This window comes from Agromyces mangrovi, assembly GCF_030296695.1.
Lineage (GTDB): Bacteria > Actinomycetota > Actinomycetes > Actinomycetales > Microbacteriaceae > Agromyces > Agromyces mangrovi.
Genome location: NZ_AP027737.1, coordinates 1,915,717 through 1,937,255, shown reverse-complemented (window position 1 = coordinate 1,937,255; position 21,539 = coordinate 1,915,717). Strand labels below are relative to the sequence as shown.

Below are 21,539 nucleotides of genomic sequence, written 5' to 3'. Positions count from 1 at the left end.
GCACGGCGATGGTGTGGGTGTCGGACTGCGGGGGTTCTGCACGGTGTCGGTCATGACATGCTCCTCAGGTACTCCAGTGCGGTGGCCGTCCACTCCCGTTCGGTGCGGACGGTGGTCTCGGGGTCGCCCTGCCAGGGCAACCAGTGCTCGACGATCTCGTTGATGCCGTGCTCGCGCGGGCGGATCTGCTCGAACAGGTACGGGTACTCGCCCAGGCCCTCGCCCATGGGCGTGCCGGTGTAGGTGAAGCCGACCCAGCCGTCCTGGCGGGCGAAGGCCGAGTCCTTGGCGTGCACGTTGCGGGTGAGCGCGGCGCAGGCGTCGATCGTGTCGCGCGGCAGTTCGAGCGCCGCGACCACGTTGGGCGGGTCGAGGCAGATGCCGAGGCGATCGCTGCCGACGCGCTCGACGAGTCCGACCAGCTCGGCGGTGGGCAGCTGCTCGTAGGTCTCGAGTGCGAGGGTGACGCCGGCGGCCTCGTAGTCGCGGATGCTTCGCGCGAGCAGCTCCTTGGCCTCGGCGAGCGTCGGGCGGAAGTCGGCGCCGAACACCATGCTGCGCACGAGCCGGGCGTCGAACGCGTCGGCGAGGCGCAGGAAGCGCGCGAGGTGGTCGGGCGCGATGCCCTTGGTGCCGAGCTCGATGGTGAGCCCGAGGTCGGATGCCGCGCGGGCCGCATCGCCGATCTCGCGCTCGGTCAGCTCGAGCAGCGGCGCGTAGTCGCAGACCTGGAACAGGTCGACGCCGAGCGCCCGGGTCGCCTCGAACGCGCCGACCAAGGAGAGCGGCTCGGGCACCCGATCGGAGTGCTGCCAGAAGAACGCGTACGTGCCGAGCCCGATCATCGCCCGACTACCCCCTCGTCGGCTCCCCGGACGCCCCCGCACCCGCATCCGCATCCGCATCCGCCGAGTCGTCATGAAATGCCGCTATCGGGCGCCCGATAGCGACATTTCGTGGCGACTCGCGGGAAGGGTGGTCGGCACGGGCGGCGGCACGGGCGGCGGCGAGGTCGGCGGCCTCGTCGAGCACGGCGAGGAAGGCGTCGGGGTCGTGGCCGAACCGGCCCACGAACAGGCCGTCGACCGCGCCGTCGAGCGCGGTGAGCAGGCCGGGGCCGGCCGAGCCGCCGTAGATCACGCCGGAGCCGTCGCGCCCCTCGAACTCGGCGACCGCGGCGCGCAGGCCGAGCGCGACCTCGGTGATGTGGGCGGCAGGTGCAGGCGACGGGGCGCCGATCGCCCAGACCGGCTCGTAGGCCACGATGACGCGACCGGCGGGCGCGCCGGACAGGGCGCCCTGCACTTGGCCGACGACCTCGGCGACGGCGTCGGCCGGAGGCATCCGCTCGCCCTCGCCCACGCAGAGCACGGGAACGAGGCCGTTGCGCAGCGCCGCCCGGGTCTTCGCGGCCACGACCTCCTCGGTCTCGCCGAACAGCCGCCGACGCTCGGCGTGGCCGACCTCGACGTACGTCGCGCCCACCTCGGCGAGCTCGGCACCCGAGACCTCGCCCGTGAACGCGCCGCGGTCCTCGGTCGCGAGGTCCTGCGCACCGACCCGCACCGGCGAGCCGGCGAACGCGGCCACGGCGGCCGGCACCTGCAGGTACGACGGGATGACGAAGCACTCGACCCGCCCGTCGGCGACCGCCGGATGCGCGGGCACGCGCGCGGCGACCTCGCGCAGCCAGTGCAGTCCGTCGGCGTGCCCGAAGTACATCTTCAGGCTGATGCCGACCGAGACGGGTGCGTGCATCAGCAGCTGCCGGTGGTCTCGTAGGCGTCGATGACGGCGACCTTCTCGGCCGACGCCGAGGTCGGGTCGAAGCGGTAGGTGAGCCACTCGCGCACGAGGCGGCGGGCGAGCTCGATGCCGACGACGCGCTGGCCCATCGTGAGCACCTGGGCGTTGTTGGAGAGCACCCCGCGCTCGACCGAGAAGCTGTCGTGCGCGGTCACCGCGCGGATGCCGGGCACCTTGTTGGCCGCGATGGCGACGCCGAGCCCGGTGCCGCAGATGAGCAGCGCGCGGTCGGCCTCGCCGTCGCGCACGAGTTCGGAGGCTGCGACGGCGACCTTCGGGTAGGGGTGTGGCCGTCGGCGTCCACGCCCACGTCGACGACCGACGCGACACCGTCGCTCGCCTCGAGGTCGCGCTTCAGGATCTCCTTGTAGTCGAAGCCGGCGTCGTCGCTGCCGATGACGATGCGGAGTGGTGCGGTGTCGGTCATGCCGAGGGTCCCTTCGGTGGTGCGGAGGCGGCGGCGGCGAGCATCTCGCCGACCGCGGTGACGATGAGGGCGAACGAGTGCGCGCCCGGGTCTGGGGTGCCGAGGCTCTTCTCGGCGTGGGGGCGGGCGCGTCCCATGCGGGGCAGCAGGTCGGCGGTGGCGGCTGCGGCGACGGATGCCTCGGAGGCTGCGGTCGCCCAGGCGTCGGCGAGTCGGGAGCCTGCGTCGACCTCGCGGCGCAGGGCGGCGGCGAACGGCACGAGCGCGTCGACCATGGTCTTGTCGCCCACCTCGGCCTTGCCGTAGGAGCGGATGCCGGTGTCGGCCGCGGTCACGCCGGCGGCGACCGCGTCGCGCGTCGGCGCGGCCTCGTCGCCCAGGGCGGCGCCGACCTCGCGCAGCGCGAGCCCCCAGAGCGCGCCCGAGGTGCCGCCCGCCCGGTGCGACCAGCCGTCGCCCGCGCGCGCGAGCGTCGTGCCGGCGCCCGCGCCCGCCTCGACGGCCTCGCGAGCCGCAGTGACGGCCGCGTGCGACCCGCGCTGCATGCCGATGCCGTGGTCGCCGTCGCCGGCGATCGCGTCCATGCGACCGAGCGCGTCGACGTGCGCGTCGACGGTGGCCGCGACGGTCTCGAGCGCGGCGAGCACGGTGCGGGCGGCCTCGCGCGAGGCGGGCGTCGCGTCGGGGATCGCCGGGGTGGCGGGGTCGGTCGACCCAGGGGCATCCGCTTCGCTGTCGTCGAGTTCGGCGGGCACGACCGAGCCGCGCCGGTACGCAGGGGTGTCGACCGGCGTCTCCCAGAGCTCGGCGAGCTCGTCGTCGAGCCAGAACAGGGTGAGCGAGCAGCCGGCCATGTCGAAGCTCGTGCAGTACTCGCCGACGTGCGGGTCGACGACCTCGACGCCGGCGACCTCGAGCAACTCGGCGACGCGGCGGTAGACGACGAAGAGCTCCTCGTACTTGAGCGCACCGAGGCCGTTCAGGATGGGCACGACGCGGGCGCCGCGCGGGGTGTCGACGCCGTCGGGCAGCTCGGCATCGGCGAGCAGGTCGCCGACCAGGCGCTCGGCGAGCTCGTCGGCGGTGGGGATGTCGGTCTCGTCGATGCCGGGCTCGCCGTGGATGCCGAGGCCGACGGCCATGCGCCCCTCGGGCACGGTGAACAGAGGCTCGTCGGCGCCGGGCAGGGTGCAGCCCGTGAAGGCGACGCCGAAGGAGCGGGTGCGCTCGTTGGCGAGGCGCGCGACGCGGGCGACGTCGGCGAGGTCGTGGCCGGCCTCTGCAGCGGCCGCGGCCGCCCGGAAGACGGTGAGGTCGCCGGCGATGCCGCGGCGCTTGTGGCGCTCGGCGACGGACGCGCTCGAGATGTCGTCGGTGACGGTGACGGTCTCGCAGGCGATGCCCTCGGCGCGCAGCTGCTCCTGCGCGGCGTCGAAGTTCAGCACGTCGCCCGCGTAGTTGCCGTAGCTCAGCAGCACGCCGGCGCCGTGCTGGGCGGCGCGCGCGACCTGGTGCACCTGCTGGGTGGCGGGCGAGGCGAAGAGATTGCCCATCGCGGCACCGTGGGCGAGGCCCTGGCCCACCAGGCCGCCGAACGCCGGGTAGTGACCCGAGCCGCCGCCGATGACGACGGCCACCTGGCCCTGCGGTGAGCGGGTGCTGCGGACGACCCCGCCGGGGACGCTGCGGACGTATCGCCGGTTGGCCGCCACGAACCCGGCGATCATCTCGTCGGCGAACGCGTCGGGCTCGTTGAAGAGTCGAGTCAACGCTGTCTCCTGTCGGTGCGTGCCCGGGTGCGGTGTGCGCGGGCACGCACCATTCAAGCAAACCGGTTGACCAATTTCAAGCGCGGCGCCTCGGCCGACGGGAAACCGGTTGGTAGGTTGTGCGCATGCCCGTGTTCCGTGACGACTCCCCCGCGGAGATCACCGCCGCCCTGACCGCCCTGCCCGCGCGGTCGTCGGTCGCGGTCGTCGCCGAGCGACTCCTCGAGCTGTTCACGAGCGGCTCGATCGCCGCCGGCACCCGCCTGCCGCCCGAGCGGCAGCTCGCCGCGACGCTCGAGGTCGGCCGCTCGGCCGTGCGCGAGGCGCTCGCCGCGCTCGAGATCCTCGGCATCGTCGACGTGCGACCCGGTTCGGGCACCTACCTGCGCGGCACCGCGAGCGAGCTGCTCCCCCAGACCCTCAGCTGGGGCATGCTCATCGGCGAGCACCGCACCAGCGAGCTGCTCGAGGTGCGATCGGGCCTCGAGATCTACGTCGCGCGCCTCGCTGCCGAGCGCCTCACCGACGACGAGCTCGCGCGCCTGTCAGCCCACCTCGACGAGATGGCCGAAGCCGCCGACGACCTGCACGCGTTCGTCGCCGCCGACCTCGCCTTCCACCAGGACCTCGCCCGAGCCGCCGACAACGGCGTGCTGCTCGACCTGCTCCAGATCGTGCGCTCGCTGCTGCGCGTCTGGGTCGACCGGGCGGTGCAGGACCCGTCGCACGCCGCGACCGCGCTCGCCGAGCACCGGGCCGTGTACGACGCGCTCGCCGCGCGCGACGCCGACCGCGCGGCATCCGCCATGGCCGCCCACATGGCGACCGCCTCGGCGCGCCTGCAGTCCGCCCCCGCCTGAAGCGGGCGCGGGCGAGGGCGCGGGCGCGTCACCGCGTCGGGCTCAGGAGACGCCGCCGGTCGACTCGCGCACCACGAGCTCGGGCCGGAACACGACGTGCTGGCGCTCGGGGGCCGAATCGGATGCCGCGTCGGAGGTCTCCCGCATGAGCAGGTCGACCGCCGTGTAGCCCATGAGCACCGCGGGCTGGCGGATCGAGCTGAGCGGCACCACCGCCGCCTGCGCGAAGTCGATGTCGTCGTAGCCGATCAGCGCGATGTCGTCGGGCACCGCGAGTCCGCCCATCATCACGAGGGCCTGCAGCACGCCGGTCGCGAGCAGGTCGTTCGCCGCGAACACCGCGTCCGGCCGGTCGGCCGCCGCACGCTCGCGCAGCGCCTCGCCGGCCCGGCGCCCCTCCAGCACGGAGAGCGACGTGGTCGCGACGACCTCGAGCGTGGCATCCGGCACCTGCTCGATGGCCTTGCGCGCGCCCTCGAGGCGATCGGCCACCTGGCGGATGCCGTGCGGGCCGCCCACGAACGCGATGCGCCGGCGCCCGATCGACAGCAGGTGCTCGACCGCGAGCGCCCCGCCCTCGACGTCGTCGACCGCGACCGACGACAGCGACTCCTCGGGCGACTCGCGGTCGACCAGCACGACGGGCGTGCCGCGCTCGGCGAGGCGGGCGAAGCGCGTGAGGTCCTCGTCGAGCGGCGAGACGACGAGTCCGTGCACGCGCTGCTCCTCGAACGAGTCGAGGTAGCTGGTCTCGCGCGCTTGCGACTCGTCGGAGTTGCCGAGCAGCACGTTCATGCCGTCTTCGGCGGCGCGGTTCTCGGCGCCGCGGGCGATGTCGGTGAAGAACGGGTTGCGCACGTCGAGCACGACGAGGCCGATGCTGCGGCTGCGGCCCGCGCGGAGCTGCCGTGCGGCGTCGTTGCGCACGAATCCGAGCTCCTGGATCGCCGCGAGGACACGCTCCACGGTCGCCGGCGCGACCTTGTCGGGGCGGTTGAGCACGTTCGAGACGGTGCCGACCGAGACGGATGCCGCGAGGGCGACGTCGCGCACGCTCACCGCCATGGCGTCCGCCCTCCCTCCGGCCCCGTCGACCTGACGGCGAGTGTAGGGCATGGGAGCGCGATCATCGCGGCGGCTCCCCGGAGCCGGCGAACGCGACCGCCTCGGCGAGCATCGCGGGCGTGAGCTCGTGCCCGGCGTCGTGGAAGCTGCCGCGGTAGGCGATGCCGGATGCCTCGAGCGCGACGTGCGCCGCGCGCATCCCGCCCTCCGTGAAGAGGTGGTCGTGCAGGCCGTACTGCACCAGGCGACGCGGGCGCTCGGGCGCCGCGAGCAGCTCGTGCAGCTCGGCGTGCCGCGGCAGGCCGGGGCTGTTCACGAGCCACGAGTGCGCCTCGACGTGGTCGGGCACGAGCGCGCGCCACGTGGTCATCATGCACGCGACCACGACGCTGTCGAAGCCGCCGTCGAGCGCGGACAGGAATGCGGCCCGCGCCCCGCCGCCCGAGTAGCCGAAGAGCGAGATGCGGTCGGCGTCGACCATCGGGAGCGAGCGCACGGCGTCGAGCGCGACGAGGTCGTCGTGCGCGACGAGGCCGGCGAACGACGTGCCGAGCAGCGATGCGGCCCGGGCCAGCGACGGCTCGAGCACGGATGCCTCGCGGTCGCCGAGCGCGAGCCCGTCGAGGTGCATGCCGTTCGCGGCATCCGTCGCCTCGAGCGCCTCGAGCAGCGCCGCCGTCGACGACCCCGGCCGGAGCCGGACCGCGCGCGACCCCCACCCGAACGTGTCGAACGCGACGACCGCGAACCCGGCCTGCGCGAACGCGTTGCCGATGCCGAGCCCCGCGTAGAGCCGCTCGCGGGCTGCGCGAATGCGCCCGTCGTCGCCCGGCACGTCGATCATCGGCCGCCCGCCGACGTGCGTGACGCCGCCGTGGGCATGCAGCAGCACGACCGCAGGGAAGGGCCCGTCGCCCTCGGGCGCGACCCACCAGGCCTCGGTCGGCGGGCCGTACCCGGCGCTCCACTCGAGCGCGCCGCCGTGCAGGCCGTCGGTGCGCCAACCGCCCACCTCGCGCACCTCGGGCGGATCGTGCGCCGGCACGCCGAGCACGGCGGCGAGCGCCGCCTGCCGGCCGTCGTCCGGATGGTGCACGGGCCGCTCGTCGAGGTAGGTCGCGAGTGCGGCGAGCCCGATGCCGCCCCGCCGCACGGCGGTATCGGTCACCCGGCCAGCCCCCGCTCGCGGTTGAGTGCGTCGAACGCGGCCACGACGGCGTCGACCTGGTCGGGGGTCGTGCGCATGCGGATCGCCTCGCCGAGCTCGCGACCCGGCACCCAGCTGACGCTGCGCAGCAGCGAGCCGGAGCTGCCCGGCTCGTCGCCGTCGAGCGCCGCGGCGAGCGTCGCGTACACCTCGGGGTCGTCGACGATGTCGGCGAGCGGGCTGTCGAGCGACACCGCCACGGGTGCCGCGGCGGACGCCGGGGCGGCCGGCACGCGCCAGGAGTGCGCGCCCGAACCCACCTCGAGGTCGTCGTCGTCGCCGGGCAGCCGAACGGTCGCCGTGGTGTTCGGCGGCACCGAGGCATCCACCGCGATCTCGTCGCCGTCGCGCCGCCAGGCGACGCGCGCGAGGCCGTACGGCGTGAGGTGTTCGGCCGACGCGTGCGCGAAGCCCTCGAGCGGCATGGGGGCGATGCGGAGCTCCCGGTAGCCGTCGGCCGCAGGTGCGAGGCCCGCGAGCACGCGGTGCATCCAGTCGGCGATCGCGCCGAGCGCGTAGTGGTTGAACGAGGTCATCTCGCCGGGGTTGATCGAACCGTCGGGCAGCATCGAGTCCCAGCGCTCCCAGATGGTGGTCGCGCCCATCGTCACCGGGTAGAGCCACGACGGGTTGCCGGTCGCGGTCAGCAGGCGCCGGGCGGTGTCGACGTGGCCGGTGCGGGTGAGCGCGTCGGCGATGATCGGCGTGCCGACGAAGCCGGTGCCGATGTGGTACCCGCCTCGTCGGGAGAGCTCGGCGAGGCGGGCGCCGAGCGCGGGGCGCTGCGACTCGTGCGCGATGCCGAACTCGATCGCCACCGCGTAGCCGGTCTGCGCGTCGGAGACCATGCGCCCCGAGGGCGTGACGTACTCGGCGAGGAATGCCTCGCGCACCTGGTCGCGCAGCCGGCCGAATCGTTCGGCGTCGGCGGAGTGGCCGAGCCGCTCGGCCGCCCGCGCGACGAGGTCGACCGACTTGTACAGGTACGCGCTCGCGACGATGTCGGTGTCGGTCTTCGCCTTGAACGGGTTCTCCGGCGGGGCATCCGGGTCGAGCCAGTCGCCGAACTGGAACCGCCCCTCCCAGAGGCGCCGCTCGCCCGCGACGGCGAGGATCGCCTCGGTCCAGGCGACCATGCTCGGGTACTGGCGCGCGAGCACCTGCTCGTCGCCGAACCGCTCGGCGAGCACCCATGGCACGACGGTCGCGGCGTCGCCCCAGGCCGCGGCGGGGGCGGGTCGTCGTCGAGCACGTTCGGCACGACGAACGGCACGACCCCGTCGACCTGCTCGATCTCGAGGTCGACGAGCCACGAGTCGAGGAACCCGCGCACGTCGTAGAGGAAGCTCGCGGTGGGCGCGAAGACCTGGATGTCGCCCGTCCAGCCGAGGCGCTCGTCGCGCTGCGGACAGTCGGTCGGCACGTACAGGAAGTTGCCGCGCAGGCCCCAGACCACGTTCTCGTGCAGCTGCCGCACCAGGTCGTGCGAGGTGTCGAACCAGCCCGTGCGCTCCATGTCGCTGTGCAGCACCACCGCGGACACGTCGGCCGGGTCGAACTCGCCCGGCCAGCCCGAGACCTCCGCGTAGCGGAAGCCGTGGAAGGTGAACTCGGGCTCCCAGCTCTCTTCGCCGCCACCGGCCAGCGTGTAGTGGTCGGTCGCCTCGGCCGCACGAAGCGGGCGCACGCCCAGTTCGCCGTGCTCGAGCACCTCGGCGTGCCGCAGGGTCACGGTGTCGCCAGCCGCGCCGCGCACCGTGATGCGCAGGCGGCCGACGAGGTTCTGCCCGAAGTCGAGCACGGTGGCGCCGGAGGGCGTCGTGATGACCTCGCGCACCGGCAGCTCCTCGATGCGCCGCACGAACGGCGAGGTGCGGGCCTCGGGCACGACGAAGTCGGGGCCGGCGACGGCGGGCGTCCACGCGGACGCGTCGAACCCGGGCTCCGACCAGCCCGACAGCTCGCGGCGGGCGTCGTACGACTCGCCCGCGTAGATGCCGCTCGCGGTCACGGGCGACGGATGCGAGTGCCAGGCGTCGGGCGCGGTGCGCACGCGCAGCTCGGTGCCGTCGTCGAATTCGACCACGAGCAGGGCCGCGAACGCGGGCTGGTCGCCGTAGATCGTGCGGGCGTGCTCGCGGAACCCGTACCGCTCGGTGGCCCACGCGCCGGCGATCCGCACGCCGATCGCGTTGGCGCCGTCGCGCAGCAGCCCCGTGACATCCGTCGTCTCGTGGATGAGCCGCTCGCGGTAGGGGGTCCAACCGGGCTTCAGCACCTGGTCGTCGACGTCGTCGCCGTTGATCGCGACCTGGTACGCGCCGAGCGCGGTGGCGTAGAGGGTCGCGGATGCCACGGGGCGGTCGAGCGCGAACTCGGTGCGCAGCAGCGCGGGTTGGGCGTGGGTCTCCGGGTCCGCATGGGCGATCGGCGCGGCGTCCCACTCCCCTCGGCGAGGAACCCGGCGCGGATCTCGCGGGGCTCGCTCCACGGGCCGGTGATGCCGTCCGCGCCGGTGGTGCGCACGCGCAGCTGTGCCCGCTCGCGTGGGGCGAGCGAGGCGAACGGCCAGTCCACGCCGACCGAGTCGCGGCCGGCGACGGTCGCGGTCTCGATGCCGCCGGCTCGGTGGAGCTCCAGTTCGGCCGACGCCTGCAGCCAGTCGGGGGTGTCCGTCTCGGTCGCCCAGCCCAGGCGCGGCCGCGGGAACGCGACGACATCGCTGCCACGCGGAGCCCCTGCATCGACTCGGACGGTTCGGGGGTCGCTCATCGTGATCCTTCCGCTCCGAGCATCTTCGCTCGGGCACTTGTCATCGTGAATCGATTCACGCATCATGTCAACCAGTTCGCACGACGAGGTGCGGGTCGTTCGGCCCAAAACCGAATGAAACGAATCAATGCGTTGCACGATCGTTACCGAGAAACATTTGACGAGCGACGCTCAACGGGCATACAGTCCAACTGAACCGTTTCAAAGCAGAGGCGGGACAGCACGCACCGAGGCTGTCCGCTCTCTTTACAAGGAGGTAAAGATGCAGATCACACGCAACCGGCGCACCCGCGCCGTGGCGGTGGCGGGAGCAGCCCTGCTGGCGCTTCCCCTGGCCGCATGTTCCGCCGGAGGCGGCGACGAGGACTCGAACGGCGACGAGGCGATCCAGCTCTCGTTCCTCATCGACAACGGCGAGCAGACCGTCTCGATGGTCGAGGCGCTCACCGCGGCGTACACCGAGGCGAACCCGAACATCACGTTCGACATCGAGCAGCGCCCGGGCGGCGGCGAGGGCGACAACATCGTCAAGACCCGCCTCGCGACGGGCGAGATGAACGACCTGTTCCTGTACAACTCGGGCTCGCTCTTCCAGGCGCTCGGGCCGGACCAGACGCTCACCAACCTCGACGACCAGCCCTGGGTCGCCGACCTGACCGACGACTTCAAGACCGTCGTCTCGACCGACAACGGCGTGTACGGCACCCCGATCGGCACGTCGATGGCGGGCGCCGCGCTCTACAACATCCCGATCTACGAGGAGCTCGGTCTCGAGATCCCCGAGGACTGGGACACGTTCATCGAGAACAGCCAGGCCATCAAGGACGCCGGCTACGTGCCGATCGCCCAGACCTACGGCGACACCTGGACGAGCCAGCTCTTCGTGCTGGGCGACTTCGGCAACGTCGACACGCAGGACCCGAGCTGGGCCGAGGAGTACACGGCGGGCAACGCCAAGTACGTCGACCAGCCGGCGCTGCAGGGCTTCCTCAACCAGCAGGACGCCTACGAGGAGGACCTCTTCAACGAGGACTTCGCGTCGGCGCTCTACGACGACGGCGTGCGCATGGTAGCGACCGGCGAGGCGGCGGTCTACCCGATGCTGAGCTTCGCGGTCGGCGTGCTGCAGAACTCGTACCCCGACAACCTGAACGACGTGGGCGTCTTCGCCCTGCCGGCGCAGGATGCCGCGGACACGACGCTCACCATGTGGCAGCCGGGCGGCCTGTACGTCCCGAACACCACCGAGGGCGCGACGCTCGACGCCGTGAAGGACTTCCTGGCCTTCACCGTCACCGCCGAGGGCTGCGAGATCCAGGTCACCGCGGGTGGCGCCAACGGCCCGTTCTCGATGACCAACTGCACGCTGCCCGACGACGTGCCCCAGCTGGTGAAGGACATGCAGCCCTACTTCGACGAGGGACGCACCGCTCCGGCGCTCGAGTTCCTCTCCCCCATCAAGGGACCGGCCCTCGAGCAGATCACGGTCGAGGTCGGTTCGGGCATCCGCTCGGCCGAGGACGGCGCCGCGCTCTACGACGAGGACGTGGAGAAGCAGGCCGCCCAGCTCGGTCTCGACTGGTAGGCGCGCCTGACGCGTAACGTGTAGTCCAACGACAGCGAGGGGCCGGCGGCCACCCGGCCGCCGGCCCCTCGCCCGTCGGCGGAACACTGATCAATGGAGATTCGATGACCGCGACAGCGACGCCCCCGACGGCGAAGTCCACCCCGCCCCCTCGCCCCGAGGGCAAGCAGAAGCGACGGCCGGCGAAGAGCCCGTACCCGCTCTGGTTCTACATCCCGGCCGGCATCCTCTTCACGGTGCTGTTCCTGGTGCCGACGATCTCGTCGTTCTACTTCAGCCTCACCCGTTGGTCGATCTTCGACGTCGAGTTCATCGGGTTCGACAACTACGTGCAGTTCTTCCGCGAGCCGGCGCTCGTGCAGGGCTTCATCAACACGTTCATCTTCGGCTTCCTGACGTCGGGCCTGAAGGTCATCCTGGGCCTCCTGCTCGGCGTGCTGCTCACCTCCAGCGTCATCGGCCGCGGGTACCTCCGCTCGGTCGTGTTCTTCCCGGTGCTGGTCTCGGTGATCGGCGTCGGCTTCACCTTCCGCGCCCTGATGGACCCGTTCGACGGCGCCATCAACGAGGTGCTCTCCTGGTTCGGCATCGACGGGCCCGGCTGGCTCACCGATCCGGCCTGGGCGCTGTACTCGGTCGCCCTCGTCGACGTCTGGCGCGGCGTGGGCCTCGCCACCCTCATCTACATCGCCGGCATCGTCGGCATTCCCCAGGAGTACTACGAGGCGGCCCGCGTCGACGGCGCGAGCGCGTGGCGCAGCTTCTGGCACATCACGCTGCCCCTCTCGTGGCCGGCGACCAGCACGGTCGTCCTGCTCTCGCTCATCGGCGGCCTGCGATCGTTCGACCTCATCTGGGCGATGACGAGAGGCGGACCGGGCTTCACGAGCGACGTGATCGCATCGGTCATCTACAAGCAGTACCAAGCCGGCTTCTACGGCCTGTCCACCGCGGGCAACGTGATCCTGTTCCTCGTGGTGACGGCCATCGTCGTGCCCCTCAGTATGTGGCTCCGGAAGAGGGAGGTCGAGCAGTGACCGAGACGCGCGTCGTCACGACCCAGCTCGCGGACGGACAGAAGCCCCTCAAGGTGCGCAAGCGTCGCAAGCTCACCTGGAAGGGCAAGCTCCAGCGCTACGGCATGGGGTCGATCGCGATCCTCGCGTCGATCATCGTGTTCCTGCTGCCGTTCCTGTTCATCCTCTTCATGGCGGGCAAGGACCGCCAGGAGGCGTCGCTCTTCGAGTTCGCGCCGCCGGAGCAGTGGATGCTCTGGGAGAACTTCATCGCGGTGCTCGAGACGCGCAACTACATGGTGGTGACCGCGTTCTGGAACTCGATCGTGCTCACCGTGGCATCCGTCGCGATCATGGTGATCCTCGGCTCGATGGTCGGCTACGTGCTCCAGCGCCGGAAGTCGCGCTGGAACGGCGTCGTGATGCTCCTCGTGCTCGCGGGCCTCATCATCCCCCCGGCGGTCGTGCCGACGGTGTGGGTCATGCAGTCGCTCGAGATCTACGGCACGCTGATCGGCCTGATCCTGATCGAGATCACGTTCGGGCTCGCGTTCACGGTGCTGCTCATCCGCGCGTTCGTGTCGTCGATCCCGAAGGAGCTCGACGAAGCGGCGATCATCGACGGCGCGGGGTCGATGCGACTGTTCTTCACCGTCATCTTCCCGCTGCTGCGCGGCGTGATCGTGACCGTGATCGTGGTGCAGGCCGTGGCGGTGTTCAACACGTTCGTGAACGCCCTGTACTTCCTGCCGGGCGAGCCGACGGTGCAGCTGACGCTCTACAACTTCCAGTCGCAGTCGGGGAACCAGTGGAACCTGCTGTTCATGAACATCCTGATCATCACGATCCCGCCGCTGATCCTCTACATCTTCTTCAACCGGCAGATCGTGGCGGGCATGACGAGCGGCGCCGTCAAGGGGTGATGCACCGATGGCTCAGGCGTACTCCGCGGGGAGCGTGCCCCGGAGCCATGCCAGCTCGTTGTCGCGGATGAACGTCGAGAGCGTGGACTCGGCCGGCAGCACGTCGCCGGTCCACGCCTCGACGGCCGCGATCAGGCGAGCGGATGCCTCGGGCCCACCGGTCGCGACCGCGTCGCGCCACGCGGCGGCCACGTCGCCGGGCACGGGGAGGTCGGCCATCGCGGCCGTGACGTACTTCGGCCCGCGCAGGAACCGCCGCTCCGTCGCGAGCGCGAGCCGCGCCACCGCGAGCGTGAGGTGCGTCGTCGCGTGCGCGCGGAGGAAGTCGTCGCCCGACGCGACGGCCTGGTCGAGGAAGTAGCCGCCGTGGAGACGCACCTGCGCGAGGTGGGACGCGACGCGTCGGTCCCACTCCGCCTCGTCGAGCCGGGCGACCGCCTCGATCGCGCGGCCGAGCCCGGGGTCGCGCGACCAGGCCACGCGCGCGCCCTCGAACGAGGCGCGGGTCGGGTCGTCGCCGTGCCGCGCGGCCTCGGCCAGGTACCAGCGGCAGGTGAGTTTCACGTCGACGTACCCGCCCGGGTAGTCGGCGCCCTCGCGCTCGACCCAGGCGACGCGGTTCTCGGCGAGCGCGCGGCGGAAGTGCTCGTCGGGCACGACGAGGTAGACGTCCACGTCGGAGTCCTCGCGCTCGGTGCCCCTCGCGACGGAGCCGACGACGATCACGCCGGTGGCGTCGCCCGCCGCGCGCTGCTCGGCGACGAAGGCGGCGAGCGCCCGTTCCTGGTGTTCCATGCTGGGCGCTCCTCCGCGTCGAGTGACTCGAGGTCGAGCCTAGCCGCGGGAGTTGCGGACGACACGCCGGGGGCGCTATCGTTGAAACGATTCACCACCGACCACCCGAACGGAGCTCGACGATGAGCAGCAGCACCCCGACGCCGCAGCGCGTGTGCTTCCAGCTCCAGGTGCACCCCGAGCGCCTCGAGGAGTACACCCGACGGCACGCGGCCGTCTGGCCCGAGATGCTCCAGGCGATCGCCGACGCCGGCCGCCGCAACTACTCCCTCTTCCTCCGCCCCGACGGACTCCTCATCGGCTACTACGAGACCGATGACGACGCGGCCGCGCAGCGCGCACTGGCCGCCGACCCGCGCACCGCGGCCTGGGAGGCCGAGATGGCCCCCTTCTTCGTCGCCCTCGACGGCGCACGCCCCGACCAGGGCGCCCCCCAGCTGACCGAGGTCTTCCACTTGGAGGACCAACTCGCCGCGCTCGACGCCGAGCCCGGCCCGACCCCGCCGGCCTGAACCGGCACCGACACAGAAAGCGACGACCAGTGAGCATCCTGACGCCAGACATCCAGGCCGAACTCGCCAAGCAGGCCATCGAGCTGCCCAGCTGGGCCTTCGGCAACTCGGGCACCCGCTTCAAGGTGTTCGGCACGCCCGGCACCCCCGCGACCCCTACGAGAAGATCGCCGACGCCGCGCAAGTCAACACGTACACCGCCCTCTCCCCGTCGGTGGCCCTGCACATCCCGTGGGACAAGGTCGACTCGTACGACGACCTGCGCAAGCACGCCGAGGACCTCGGCGTCTCGCTCGGCACGATCAACTCGAACACCTTCCAGGACGACGACTACAAGTTCGGCGCCCTGACCCACGAGGACGCGAGCATCCGCCAGAAGGCGATCGACCACCACCTCGAGTGCATCGACATCATGGACCGGACCGGGTCGCGCGACCTCAAGATCTGGCTCGCCGAGGGCTCGAACTACCCCGGCCAGACCGACATGCGCGGCCGACAGGACCGCCTGAACGACTCGCTCCGCACCATCTACGAGCGCATCGGCGACGAGCAGCGCCTCGTGCTCGAGTACAAGTTCTTCGAGCCGTCGTTCTACCACACCGATGTTCCCGACTGGGGCACGAGCTACGCCCAGGTGGCCTCGCTCGGCGACAGGGCGATGGTCTGCCTCGACACCGGCCACCACGCGCCGGGCACCAACATCGAGTTCATCGTCATGCAGCTGCTCCGCCTCGGCAAGCTCGGCTCGTTCGACTTCAACTCGCGCTTCTACGCCGACGACGACCTGATCGTCGGCGCGGCCGACCCGTTCCAGCTGTTCCGCATCATCGTCGAGGTCATCCGCGGCGGCGGCTACGGCGACCCCGACGTGGCGTTCATGCTCGACCAGTGCCACAACGTCGAGGACAAGATCCCCGGCCAGATCCGCTCGGTGCTGAACGTGCAGGAGATGACCGCCCGCGCGCTGCTCATCGACCACGAGGCGCTGCGTGCGGCGCAGGTCGCGGGCGACGTGCTGGCCGCGAACGCGATCTTCATGGACGCGTTCTACACCGACGTGCGCCCCGCACTCGCCGAGTGGCGCGAGAGCCGGGGCCTGCCCGCCGACCCGATGGCGGCGTTCGCCGAGTCGGGCTACCTCGCGAAGATCGCCGAGGAGCGCGTCGGCGGCGTGCAGGCCGGCTGGGGCGCCTGACATGACGCTCGCCGCCCGCGCCGGTGCGCGAACCGTGGTCTCCCGGGGGGACGACCACGACTCGCGCACCATCGGCGCGCGCGGTGGGCGCACCCGACTTCCCGCGGCGCGTTGCGTGGTGGTGGCGCGCCGCGGGATCCTTCTCACGAGCTTCCGGGGGGAACGATGGGGCGCCAGGGCATGAGCATCGCGCACCTGCTCCGCGTCTACGAGGCGACGGATGCCACGGGCGAGCCGCGCACCGACCGCACCCTGCTCGTATGGGCGCACGGCGGCGCGTTCGCGTTCGGCGACCTCGACATGCCCGAGGCCGACTGGGTGGCGACGCGCTTCGCCGACCTCGACGTGCCGGTCGTCTCGGTCGACTACCGGCTCGCGGGCCCCGGCACGACGTTCCCCGCCGCATCCGACGACGTGCTCGTCGCCTGGCGCTGGGCCGTCGCGAACGCCGAGCGCCTGGGCGCGAGCCGCATCGTCATCGGCGGTGCGAGTGCGGGCGCCAACATCGTGACCGGCGCGGTGCTGCGCATGCTCGCGGCCTCCACCGGGGGCGTGCGCGAGCGGATGCCCGACGCGGTGTTCCTCGCCTACCCGACGCTGCACGCGGTGCAGCCCGCCCCGGGCGCCGACCTGCGCGCCGCGCTCGACGCGAACCCCGAGGCCGACCGCTTCGGGCCGGCCCGGGTGCTCGAGATGTACGAGAACTACCTCGGCGGCGCGGTCGACGGCGCTCCCGTCGCCGCGATCCCCGGCACCGCGACCCGCGAGGCGCTGGTCGGGTTCCCGCCGACCCTCATCGTCAACGACGACCTCGACGAGCTGCGCGTCTCGGGCGAGGCGTTCGCCGCCATGCTCGCCGACGCCGACGTCGACGTCACCTGCGAGACCGAGCCCGACGTCGACCACGGGCACCTCAACCGACCCGAGCACCCAGCCGCCGCGCGCACCGTCGCGCGCGTCGCCGCGTGGTTCGACGAGCTCGCCGCGGCCCCCGACTCCACCGACCCGACCGACCCGATCACCCCGACGACGGCGCTGCCGCAGGCCGACCGGCCCGGCGACGCCGTGCACGACCGACCGACCCCGACGCTCACGTAAGGAGCACCCGCATGACGAACCCCGCAGCCGCCGACCTCATCGCGCGGTCGAACCGCCTCGGCGCCGACCCGAAGAACACCAACTACGCCGGCGGCAACACGTCGGCCAAGGGCACCGAGACCGACCCGGTCACGGGCGAGCCCGTCGAGCTGCTCTGGGTGAAGGGCTCGGGCGGCGACCTCGGCACGCTGAAGGAGCAGGGCCTCGCGGTGCTGCGCATGGACCGCATGCGGGCGCTCGTCGACGTCTACCCCGGCGTCGACCGCGAGGACGAGATGGTCGCCGCGTTCGACTACGCACTGCACGGCAAGGGCGGCGCGGCCCCCTCGATCGACACCGCCATGCACGGCCTCGTCGACGCCGCGCACGTCGACCACCTGCACCCCGACTCGGGCATCGCCATCGCCACCTCGGCCGACGGCGAGGAGCTCACCGCGAAGATCTTCGGGGACAAGGTCGTGTGGGTGCCGTGGCGCCGCCCGGGCTTCCAGCTCGGCCTCGACATCGCCGCGATCAAGGAGGCGAACCCGCAGGCCGTGGGCTGCATCCTCGGCGGCCACGGCATCACCGCCTGGGGCGACACGAGCGAGGAGACGGAAGCCAACTCGCTCTGGATCATCGACACCGCGGCCGCGTACATCGCCGAGCACGGGAAGGCCGACCCGTTCGGCGGCGTCGTCGCCGGCTTCGAGGCCCTCCCCGAGGCCCAGCGCCACGCCAAGGCGGCCGCGCTCGCGCCGACGATCCGCGGCCTCGCGAGCCACGACAAGCCCATGGTCGGCCACTACACCGACTCCGACGTCGTGCTCGACTTCCTCGCCTCGGAGAAGCTCGCCCCGCTCGCCGAGCTCGGCACGAGCTGCCCCGACCACTTCCTGCGCACCAAGGTGAAGCCGATGGTGCTCGACCTGCCGGCCGACGCGTCGATCGAGGACTCGATCGCGCGCCTGAAGGAGCTGCACGAGGCCTACCGCGCCGACTACCAGGCGTACTACGACGCGCACGCGACCGAGGCGAGCCCCGCGATCCGCGGCGCCGACCCGCTCATCGTGCTGGTGCCCGGCGTCGGCATGTTCAGCTACGGCGCGAACAAGCAGACCGCGCGCGTGGCCGGCGAGTTCTACGTCAACGCCATCAACGTGATGCGCGGCGCCGAGGCGCTCTCGACCTACTCCCCCATCTCCGACGCGGAGAAGTTCCGCATCGAGTACTGGGCACTCGAGGAGGCCAAGCTCCAGCGCATGCCGAAGCCCAAGACCCACCAGGGCCGCATCGCGTTCGTCACCGGCGCCGCCTCGGGCATCGGCAAGGCCATCGCGACCCGGCTCGCCGCCGAGGGCGCGTGCGTGGTGGTCGCCGACCTCGATCTCGAGAAGGCGCAGGGCGTCGCCGCCGAGCTCGGCGGCACCGACGTCGCCATCGGCGTGGCCGCGAACGTAGCCGATGCCGCGGGCGTGCAGGCCGCGATCGACGCCACCGTGCTCGCGTTCGGCGGCATCGACCTGGTCGTGAACAACGCCGGCCTCTCGCTGTCGAAGCCGCTGCTCGAGACCACCGAGAAGGACTGGGACCTCCAGCACGACGTCATGGCGAAGGGCTCGTTCCTCGTCTCGAAGGCCGCCGCGAAGGCGCTCATCGAGCAGGAGATGGGCGGCGACATCATCTACATCTCGTCGAAGAACTCGGTGTTCGCCGGCCCGAACAACATCGCCTACTCGGCGACCAAGGCCGACCAGGCGCACCAGGTGCGCCTGCTCGCGGTCGAGCTCGGAGAGTACGGCGTGCGCGTGAACGGCATCAACCCCGACGGCGTGGTGCGCGGCTCGGGCATCTTCGCCGCCGGCTGGGGCGCCAACCGCGCCAAGACCTACGGCGTCGAGGAGAAGGACCTGGGCAAGTTCTACGCCCAGCGCACCATCCTCAAGCGCGAGGTCGTGCCCGAGAACGTCGCCGACGCGGTGTTCGTGCTGACCGGCCCCGAGCTCAGCCGCACCACGGGCCTGCACGTCCCGGTCGACTCCGGCGTCGCCGCCGCGTTCATCCGATGAGCTCGTCGACCCCCGCGGGCCACGTCGCCGCGATCGACCTCGGTGCGACCAGCGGGCGGGTGATGCTCGGCTCGGTCGGGCCGAACACGCTCGAGCTGCACGCGGTCGGCCGGTTCCCGAACCAGCCCGTGCGCACCATCAACGGGCTGCACTGGGACCTGCTCGCGCTCTACCGCGGCGCGGTCGACGGGCTGCGTGCGGCCGTCGCCGAGGCGCCCGACGTGGCGAGCATCGGCGTGGACTCGTGGGCGGTCGACTATGCACTGCTGCGCGGCGGGCGGATGCTCGGCACGCCGTTCCACTACCGCGACGAGCGGACAGCGGCGGGCGTCGATGCCGTGCACGCGGTCACGCCGTTCGAGGAGCTGTACCGCCGCAACGGCCTGCAGTTCCTGCCGTTCAACACGGTGTACCAGCTCGCCGCCGAGCGCGACGGCGGGCTGCTGTCGCTCGCCGACCAGCTGCTGCTCGTGCCCGACCTCATCGCGTACTTCCTCACCGGGGAGGCGGTGGCCGAGCGCACGAACGCGTCGACCACGGGCCTCGTCGACGTGATCACCCACGCGTGGGACGTCGAGCTCGCCGACCGGCTCCAGCTGCCGGCATCCGTGCTGCCCCGCCTCGTCGACCCCGGCGAGCGCATCGGCTCGACGCTCGGCTACGTGAACGACGGGATCGGCGCGGCCGCCCCGATCGACGTCGTCGCGGTCGGTTCGCACGACACGGCGTCGGCGGTCGTCGCCGTGCCAATGCGGGCCGAGACCGCCGCGTACATCTCGTGCGGCACCTGGGGCCTGGTGGGCCTCGAGCTCGAGCAGCCGGTGCTGACGGATGCCGCGCGCCGGGCGAACTTCACCAACGAGGGCGGCGTCGACTCGCGCGTGCGCTTCCTGCACAACGTGATGGGGCTGTGGCTGCTGAGCGAGTCGATCCGCGAGTGGGAGCGTGCCGGCGAGACCGTCGAGCTCTCGGACCTGCTCGCCGCGGCGGCATCCGTCACGGCACCGGTCGCCGTGTTCGACGCGAACGACCCGCGCTTCATGGCCCCGGGCGACATGCCCGCGCGCATCGCCGAGTGGTGCCGCGAGCACGACCAGCCGGTGCCGTCGACGCAGGCCGAGTTCGCGCGCAGCATCATCGAGAGCCTCGCCGAGGCGTTCGGCGACGCGGTGCGCACCGCGGCCGAGCTGTCGGGGCGCACGGTCGAGACGATCCACATGGTCGGCGGCGGCGCGCTCAACGAGCTGCTCTGCCAGCGCACGGCCGACCGCGCGGGGCTGCCCGTGCTCGCCGGCCCGGTCGAGGCGACCGCGATCGGCAACGTGCTCGTGCAGGCGCGCGCGCAGGGCTTCGCGGGGGGCGACCTGGAGTCGCTGCGTGACCTCGTCGCCACGGCGTTCGCGCCGCGCCGCTACGATCCCAAGGCATGACCTCGTACTCGCACGCGTTCGACTGGGCCCGCCGTCACGTCGATGCGGGCACCCTGCCGGGCGCGGTGCTCGGCGTCGCGACGAGCGAGGGCGTGGTCGCGCTCGACGCGTTCGGCGACGCCGAGACCGGCGACCACTACCCGCTGTTCTCGATCACGAAGCCCCTCGTCGGCCTCGCCGCGCTGCGGCTCGTCGAGCAGGGGCGCCTCACGCTCGAGACGCCGCTGACCGACGCCGTGCCCGAGTTCGGCGCCGACCGCGCCGACGTCGTGCGGCTGCGGCACCTCGTGAGCCACACGGCGGGCATCCCCGAGCCGGCACTCGACGTGCCCGCGGGTCTCCGGCCCGCGCTGCTCGCCCCCGGGCGCGACTTCGCGGCCGGTGCGATCTCGCGCTACTCGACGATCGCCTACGAGGGCATCGCGGCGCTCATCGCGCACGCGAGCGGCACGCCGTGGGAGCAGCAGGTGCTCGAGACGCTGGCGGGGGCGGATGCCACGGGCGTGACCTTCGACGTGGAGTCGACCCGTCACGCGCCGATCGAGTGCGCCGAGCAGGGCGTCGACTGGGAGCTCTTCGCGTCGCACCGCAACCCCGGCGCGGGCGCGTTCGCACGCGCCGAGGACCTCCTCGCGGTCGCGGTCTCGCTGCTGCGGGACGACGGCCGGCTGGTGCATCCGGTCACGGGCGCCATGATGCGGCGCTCGCTCACCGACGACGTGCCGACCATCGACCCGTACCCGCCCGAGCGCGGCACGCACTGGGGGTTCACCTGGTGCCTGCGCGACGCGGCGCCCGCGGCGCTCGCCCCGGACGGCTTCGGGCACGGCGGCTGGGCGGGCACCGACTTCTGGGTGCACCCCGAGCACGACGTGGCGTTCGTGCTGCTGACGAACGTGGCGGCCTCGGGCCGGCTCGGGCTCAGCCTCGACGAGCTCGACAACGCGGTGGTCACGGCGCGCTGAGGCGCTCGGTGCGTCGGGCGGCGTCCGGCTCGAGGCATCCGCCGCCCTGCCACCGCCCGAGACCGC

The 21,539-nt window shown here is 72.3% G+C and carries 17 protein-coding genes and 3 pseudogenes; 10 read left to right on the top strand and 10 right to left on the bottom strand.

Going from position 1 to position 21,539, the window contains the following annotated elements; all coding sequences use genetic code 11:
• Positions 1-50 precede the first annotated feature (50 nt).
• The 4 genes and pseudogenes from QUE38_RS09215 to QUE38_RS09200 all read right to left on the bottom strand — a co-directional run bounded on the left by QUE38_RS09215 (position 51) and on the right by QUE38_RS09200 (position 4,002).
• Entirely contained in the window at positions 51-845 is a 795-nt protein-coding gene (locus QUE38_RS09215) for a sugar phosphate isomerase/epimerase family protein (RefSeq protein ID WP_286307612.1), read from the bottom strand.
• A 7-nt stretch (positions 846-852) separates the two neighbouring features.
• Positions 853-1,758 carry a triose-phosphate isomerase family protein gene (locus tag QUE38_RS09210; protein ID WP_286307610.1) on the bottom strand — a complete coding sequence of 302 codons (906 nt, stop codon included), beginning with the start codon at positions 1,756-1,758 and terminating at the stop codon, positions 853-855.
• Positions 1,758-2,233, bottom strand: a pseudogene (locus QUE38_RS09205) (ribose-5-phosphate isomerase). The gene QUE38_RS09210 and the pseudogene QUE38_RS09205 overlap by 1 nt, the downstream one beginning before the upstream one ends.
• Positions 2,230-4,002: a dihydroxyacetone kinase family protein gene (locus QUE38_RS09200; protein ID WP_286307608.1), complete on the bottom strand. Its 1,773-nt coding sequence runs from the start codon at positions 4,000-4,002 to the stop codon at positions 2,230-2,232. Before QUE38_RS09200 ends, QUE38_RS09205 begins: the two are co-directional and overlap by 4 nt.
• A 125-nt stretch (positions 4,003-4,127) precedes the next feature.
• On the opposite strand from QUE38_RS09200, the gene QUE38_RS09195 reads away from it, so the two are divergent.
• On the top strand, positions 4,128-4,862 hold the full coding sequence (locus QUE38_RS09195) for a FadR/GntR family transcriptional regulator (RefSeq protein WP_286307606.1): 735 nt from the start codon (positions 4,128-4,130) through the stop codon (positions 4,860-4,862).
• Positions 4,863-4,904: 42 nt separating this feature from the next.
• Here the strand turns inward: QUE38_RS09195 and QUE38_RS09190 are convergent, their stop codons facing one another.
• From QUE38_RS09190 to QUE38_RS17905, 5 genes and pseudogenes are all read right to left on the bottom strand, one after another.
• A complete protein-coding gene (locus QUE38_RS09190) occupies positions 4,905-5,927 on the bottom strand; it encodes a LacI family DNA-binding transcriptional regulator (RefSeq protein WP_286311738.1) in 1,023 nt (340 codons plus the stop codon).
• Between the two features lie 61 nt (positions 5,928-5,988).
• Positions 5,989-7,095: a dienelactone hydrolase family protein gene (locus tag QUE38_RS09185; protein ID WP_286307604.1), complete on the bottom strand. Its 1,107-nt coding sequence runs from the start codon at positions 7,093-7,095 to the stop codon at positions 5,989-5,991.
• A complete protein-coding gene (locus QUE38_RS09180; protein ID WP_286307602.1) occupies positions 7,092-8,324 on the bottom strand; it encodes an alpha-L-rhamnosidase-related protein in 1,233 nt (410 codons plus the stop codon). The genes QUE38_RS09185 and QUE38_RS09180 overlap by 4 nt, the downstream gene beginning before the upstream one ends.
• Before the next feature lie 116 nt (positions 8,325-8,440).
• Positions 8,441-9,490 (bottom strand): annotated as a pseudogene (locus QUE38_RS09175) (family 78 glycoside hydrolase catalytic domain); the annotation flags it as partial.
• Positions 9,406-9,906, bottom strand: a complete 501-nt coding sequence (locus tag QUE38_RS17905) for a glycoside hydrolase family 78 protein (RefSeq protein ID WP_459076949.1) — start codon at positions 9,904-9,906, stop codon at positions 9,406-9,408. The pseudogene QUE38_RS09175 and the gene QUE38_RS17905, both read right to left, overlap by 85 nt.
• 262 nt (positions 9,907-10,168) lie before the next feature.
• Here QUE38_RS17905 and QUE38_RS09170 point away from each other — a divergent pair, with 262 nt between their 5' ends.
• The 3 genes from QUE38_RS09170 (at position 10,169) to QUE38_RS09160 (ending at position 13,430) form a co-directional block, all read left to right on the top strand.
• Positions 10,169-11,491, top strand: a complete 1,323-nt coding sequence (locus QUE38_RS09170) for an ABC transporter substrate-binding protein (RefSeq protein WP_286307601.1) — start codon at positions 10,169-10,171, stop codon at positions 11,489-11,491.
• Positions 11,492-11,595: 104 nt separating this feature from the next.
• Complete coding sequence (locus QUE38_RS09165; RefSeq protein WP_286307599.1) at positions 11,596-12,528, top strand: carbohydrate ABC transporter permease; 933 nt, start codon at positions 11,596-11,598, stop codon at positions 12,526-12,528.
• Positions 12,525-13,430, top strand: a complete 906-nt coding sequence (locus QUE38_RS09160) for a carbohydrate ABC transporter permease (RefSeq protein WP_286307597.1) — start codon at positions 12,525-12,527, stop codon at positions 13,428-13,430. The genes QUE38_RS09165 and QUE38_RS09160 overlap by 4 nt, the downstream gene beginning before the upstream one ends.
• A 12-nt stretch (positions 13,431-13,442) precedes the next feature.
• Here the strand turns inward: QUE38_RS09160 and QUE38_RS09155 are convergent, their stop codons facing one another.
• Entirely contained in the window at positions 13,443-14,225 is a 783-nt protein-coding gene (locus tag QUE38_RS09155; protein WP_286307596.1) for a nucleotidyltransferase domain-containing protein, read from the bottom strand.
• A gap of 122 nt (positions 14,226-14,347) precedes the next feature.
• On the opposite strand from QUE38_RS09155, the gene QUE38_RS09150 reads away from it, so the two are divergent.
• The 6 genes and pseudogenes from QUE38_RS09150 (at position 14,348) to QUE38_RS09125 (ending at position 21,473) form a co-directional block, all read left to right on the top strand.
• Complete coding sequence (locus tag QUE38_RS09150) at positions 14,348-14,737, top strand: L-rhamnose mutarotase (protein WP_286307594.1); 390 nt, start codon at positions 14,348-14,350, stop codon at positions 14,735-14,737.
• 29 nt (positions 14,738-14,766) lie between these two features.
• Positions 14,767-15,932: pseudogene (gene rhaI / locus QUE38_RS09145) on the top strand (L-rhamnose isomerase).
• Positions 15,933-16,112: 180 nt separating this feature from the next.
• Positions 16,113-17,030 carry an alpha/beta hydrolase fold domain-containing protein gene (locus QUE38_RS09140; RefSeq protein ID WP_286307592.1) on the top strand — a complete coding sequence of 306 codons (918 nt, stop codon included), beginning with the start codon at positions 16,113-16,115 and terminating at the stop codon, positions 17,028-17,030.
• Positions 17,031-17,041: 11 nt separating this feature from the next.
• Positions 17,042-19,078 carry a bifunctional aldolase/short-chain dehydrogenase gene (locus QUE38_RS09135; protein WP_286307589.1) on the top strand — a complete coding sequence of 679 codons (2,037 nt, stop codon included), beginning with the start codon at positions 17,042-17,044 and terminating at the stop codon, positions 19,076-19,078.
• Complete coding sequence (locus QUE38_RS09130) at positions 19,075-20,508, top strand: rhamnulokinase (protein WP_286307587.1); 1,434 nt, start codon at positions 19,075-19,077, stop codon at positions 20,506-20,508. The genes QUE38_RS09135 and QUE38_RS09130 overlap by 4 nt, the downstream gene beginning before the upstream one ends.
• Positions 20,505-21,473 (top strand): serine hydrolase domain-containing protein, encoded by a 969-nt coding sequence (locus tag QUE38_RS09125; RefSeq protein ID WP_286307585.1) that lies wholly within the window; start codon positions 20,505-20,507, stop codon positions 21,471-21,473. The genes QUE38_RS09130 and QUE38_RS09125 overlap by 4 nt, the downstream gene beginning before the upstream one ends.
• The last annotated feature ends 66 nt before the right edge of the window (positions 21,474-21,539 follow it).

What these genes read in the sequence shown, in the direction of transcription:
- QUE38_RS09130 (WP_286307587.1), top strand. Translation starts at nt 19,075, where the DNA reads ATGAGCTCGTCGACCCCCGCGGGCCACGTCGCCGCGATCGACCTCGGT.
- QUE38_RS09190 (WP_286311738.1), bottom strand. Translation starts at nt 5,927, where the DNA reads ATGGCGGTGAGCGTGCGCGACGTCGCCCTCGCGGCATCCGTCTCGGTC.
- QUE38_RS09135 (WP_286307589.1), top strand. Translation starts at nt 17,042, where the DNA reads ATGACGAACCCCGCAGCCGCCGACCTCATCGCGCGGTCGAACCGCCTC.
- QUE38_RS09215 (WP_286307612.1), bottom strand. Translation starts at nt 845, where the DNA reads ATGATCGGGCTCGGCACGTACGCGTTCTTCTGGCAGCACTCCGATCGG.
- QUE38_RS09150 (WP_286307594.1), top strand. Translation starts at nt 14,348, where the DNA reads ATGAGCAGCAGCACCCCGACGCCGCAGCGCGTGTGCTTCCAGCTCCAG.
- QUE38_RS09155 (WP_286307596.1), bottom strand. Translation starts at nt 14,225, where the DNA reads ATGGAACACCAGGAACGGGCGCTCGCCGCCTTCGTCGCCGAGCAGCGC.
- QUE38_RS09195 (WP_286307606.1), top strand. Translation starts at nt 4,128, where the DNA reads ATGCCCGTGTTCCGTGACGACTCCCCCGCGGAGATCACCGCCGCCCTG.
- QUE38_RS09165 (WP_286307599.1), top strand. Translation starts at nt 11,596, where the DNA reads ATGACCGCGACAGCGACGCCCCCGACGGCGAAGTCCACCCCGCCCCCT.
- QUE38_RS09125 (WP_286307585.1), top strand. Translation starts at nt 20,505, where the DNA reads ATGACCTCGTACTCGCACGCGTTCGACTGGGCCCGCCGTCACGTCGAT.
- QUE38_RS17905 (WP_459076949.1), bottom strand. Translation starts at nt 9,906, where the DNA reads ATGAGCGACCCCCGAACCGTCCGAGTCGATGCAGGGGCTCCGCGTGGC.
- QUE38_RS09210 (WP_286307610.1), bottom strand. Translation starts at nt 1,758, where the DNA reads ATGCACGCACCCGTCTCGGTCGGCATCAGCCTGAAGATGTACTTCGGG.
- QUE38_RS09170 (WP_286307601.1), top strand. Translation starts at nt 10,169, where the DNA reads ATGCAGATCACACGCAACCGGCGCACCCGCGCCGTGGCGGTGGCGGGA.
- QUE38_RS09140 (WP_286307592.1), top strand. Translation starts at nt 16,113, where the DNA reads ATGAGCATCGCGCACCTGCTCCGCGTCTACGAGGCGACGGATGCCACG.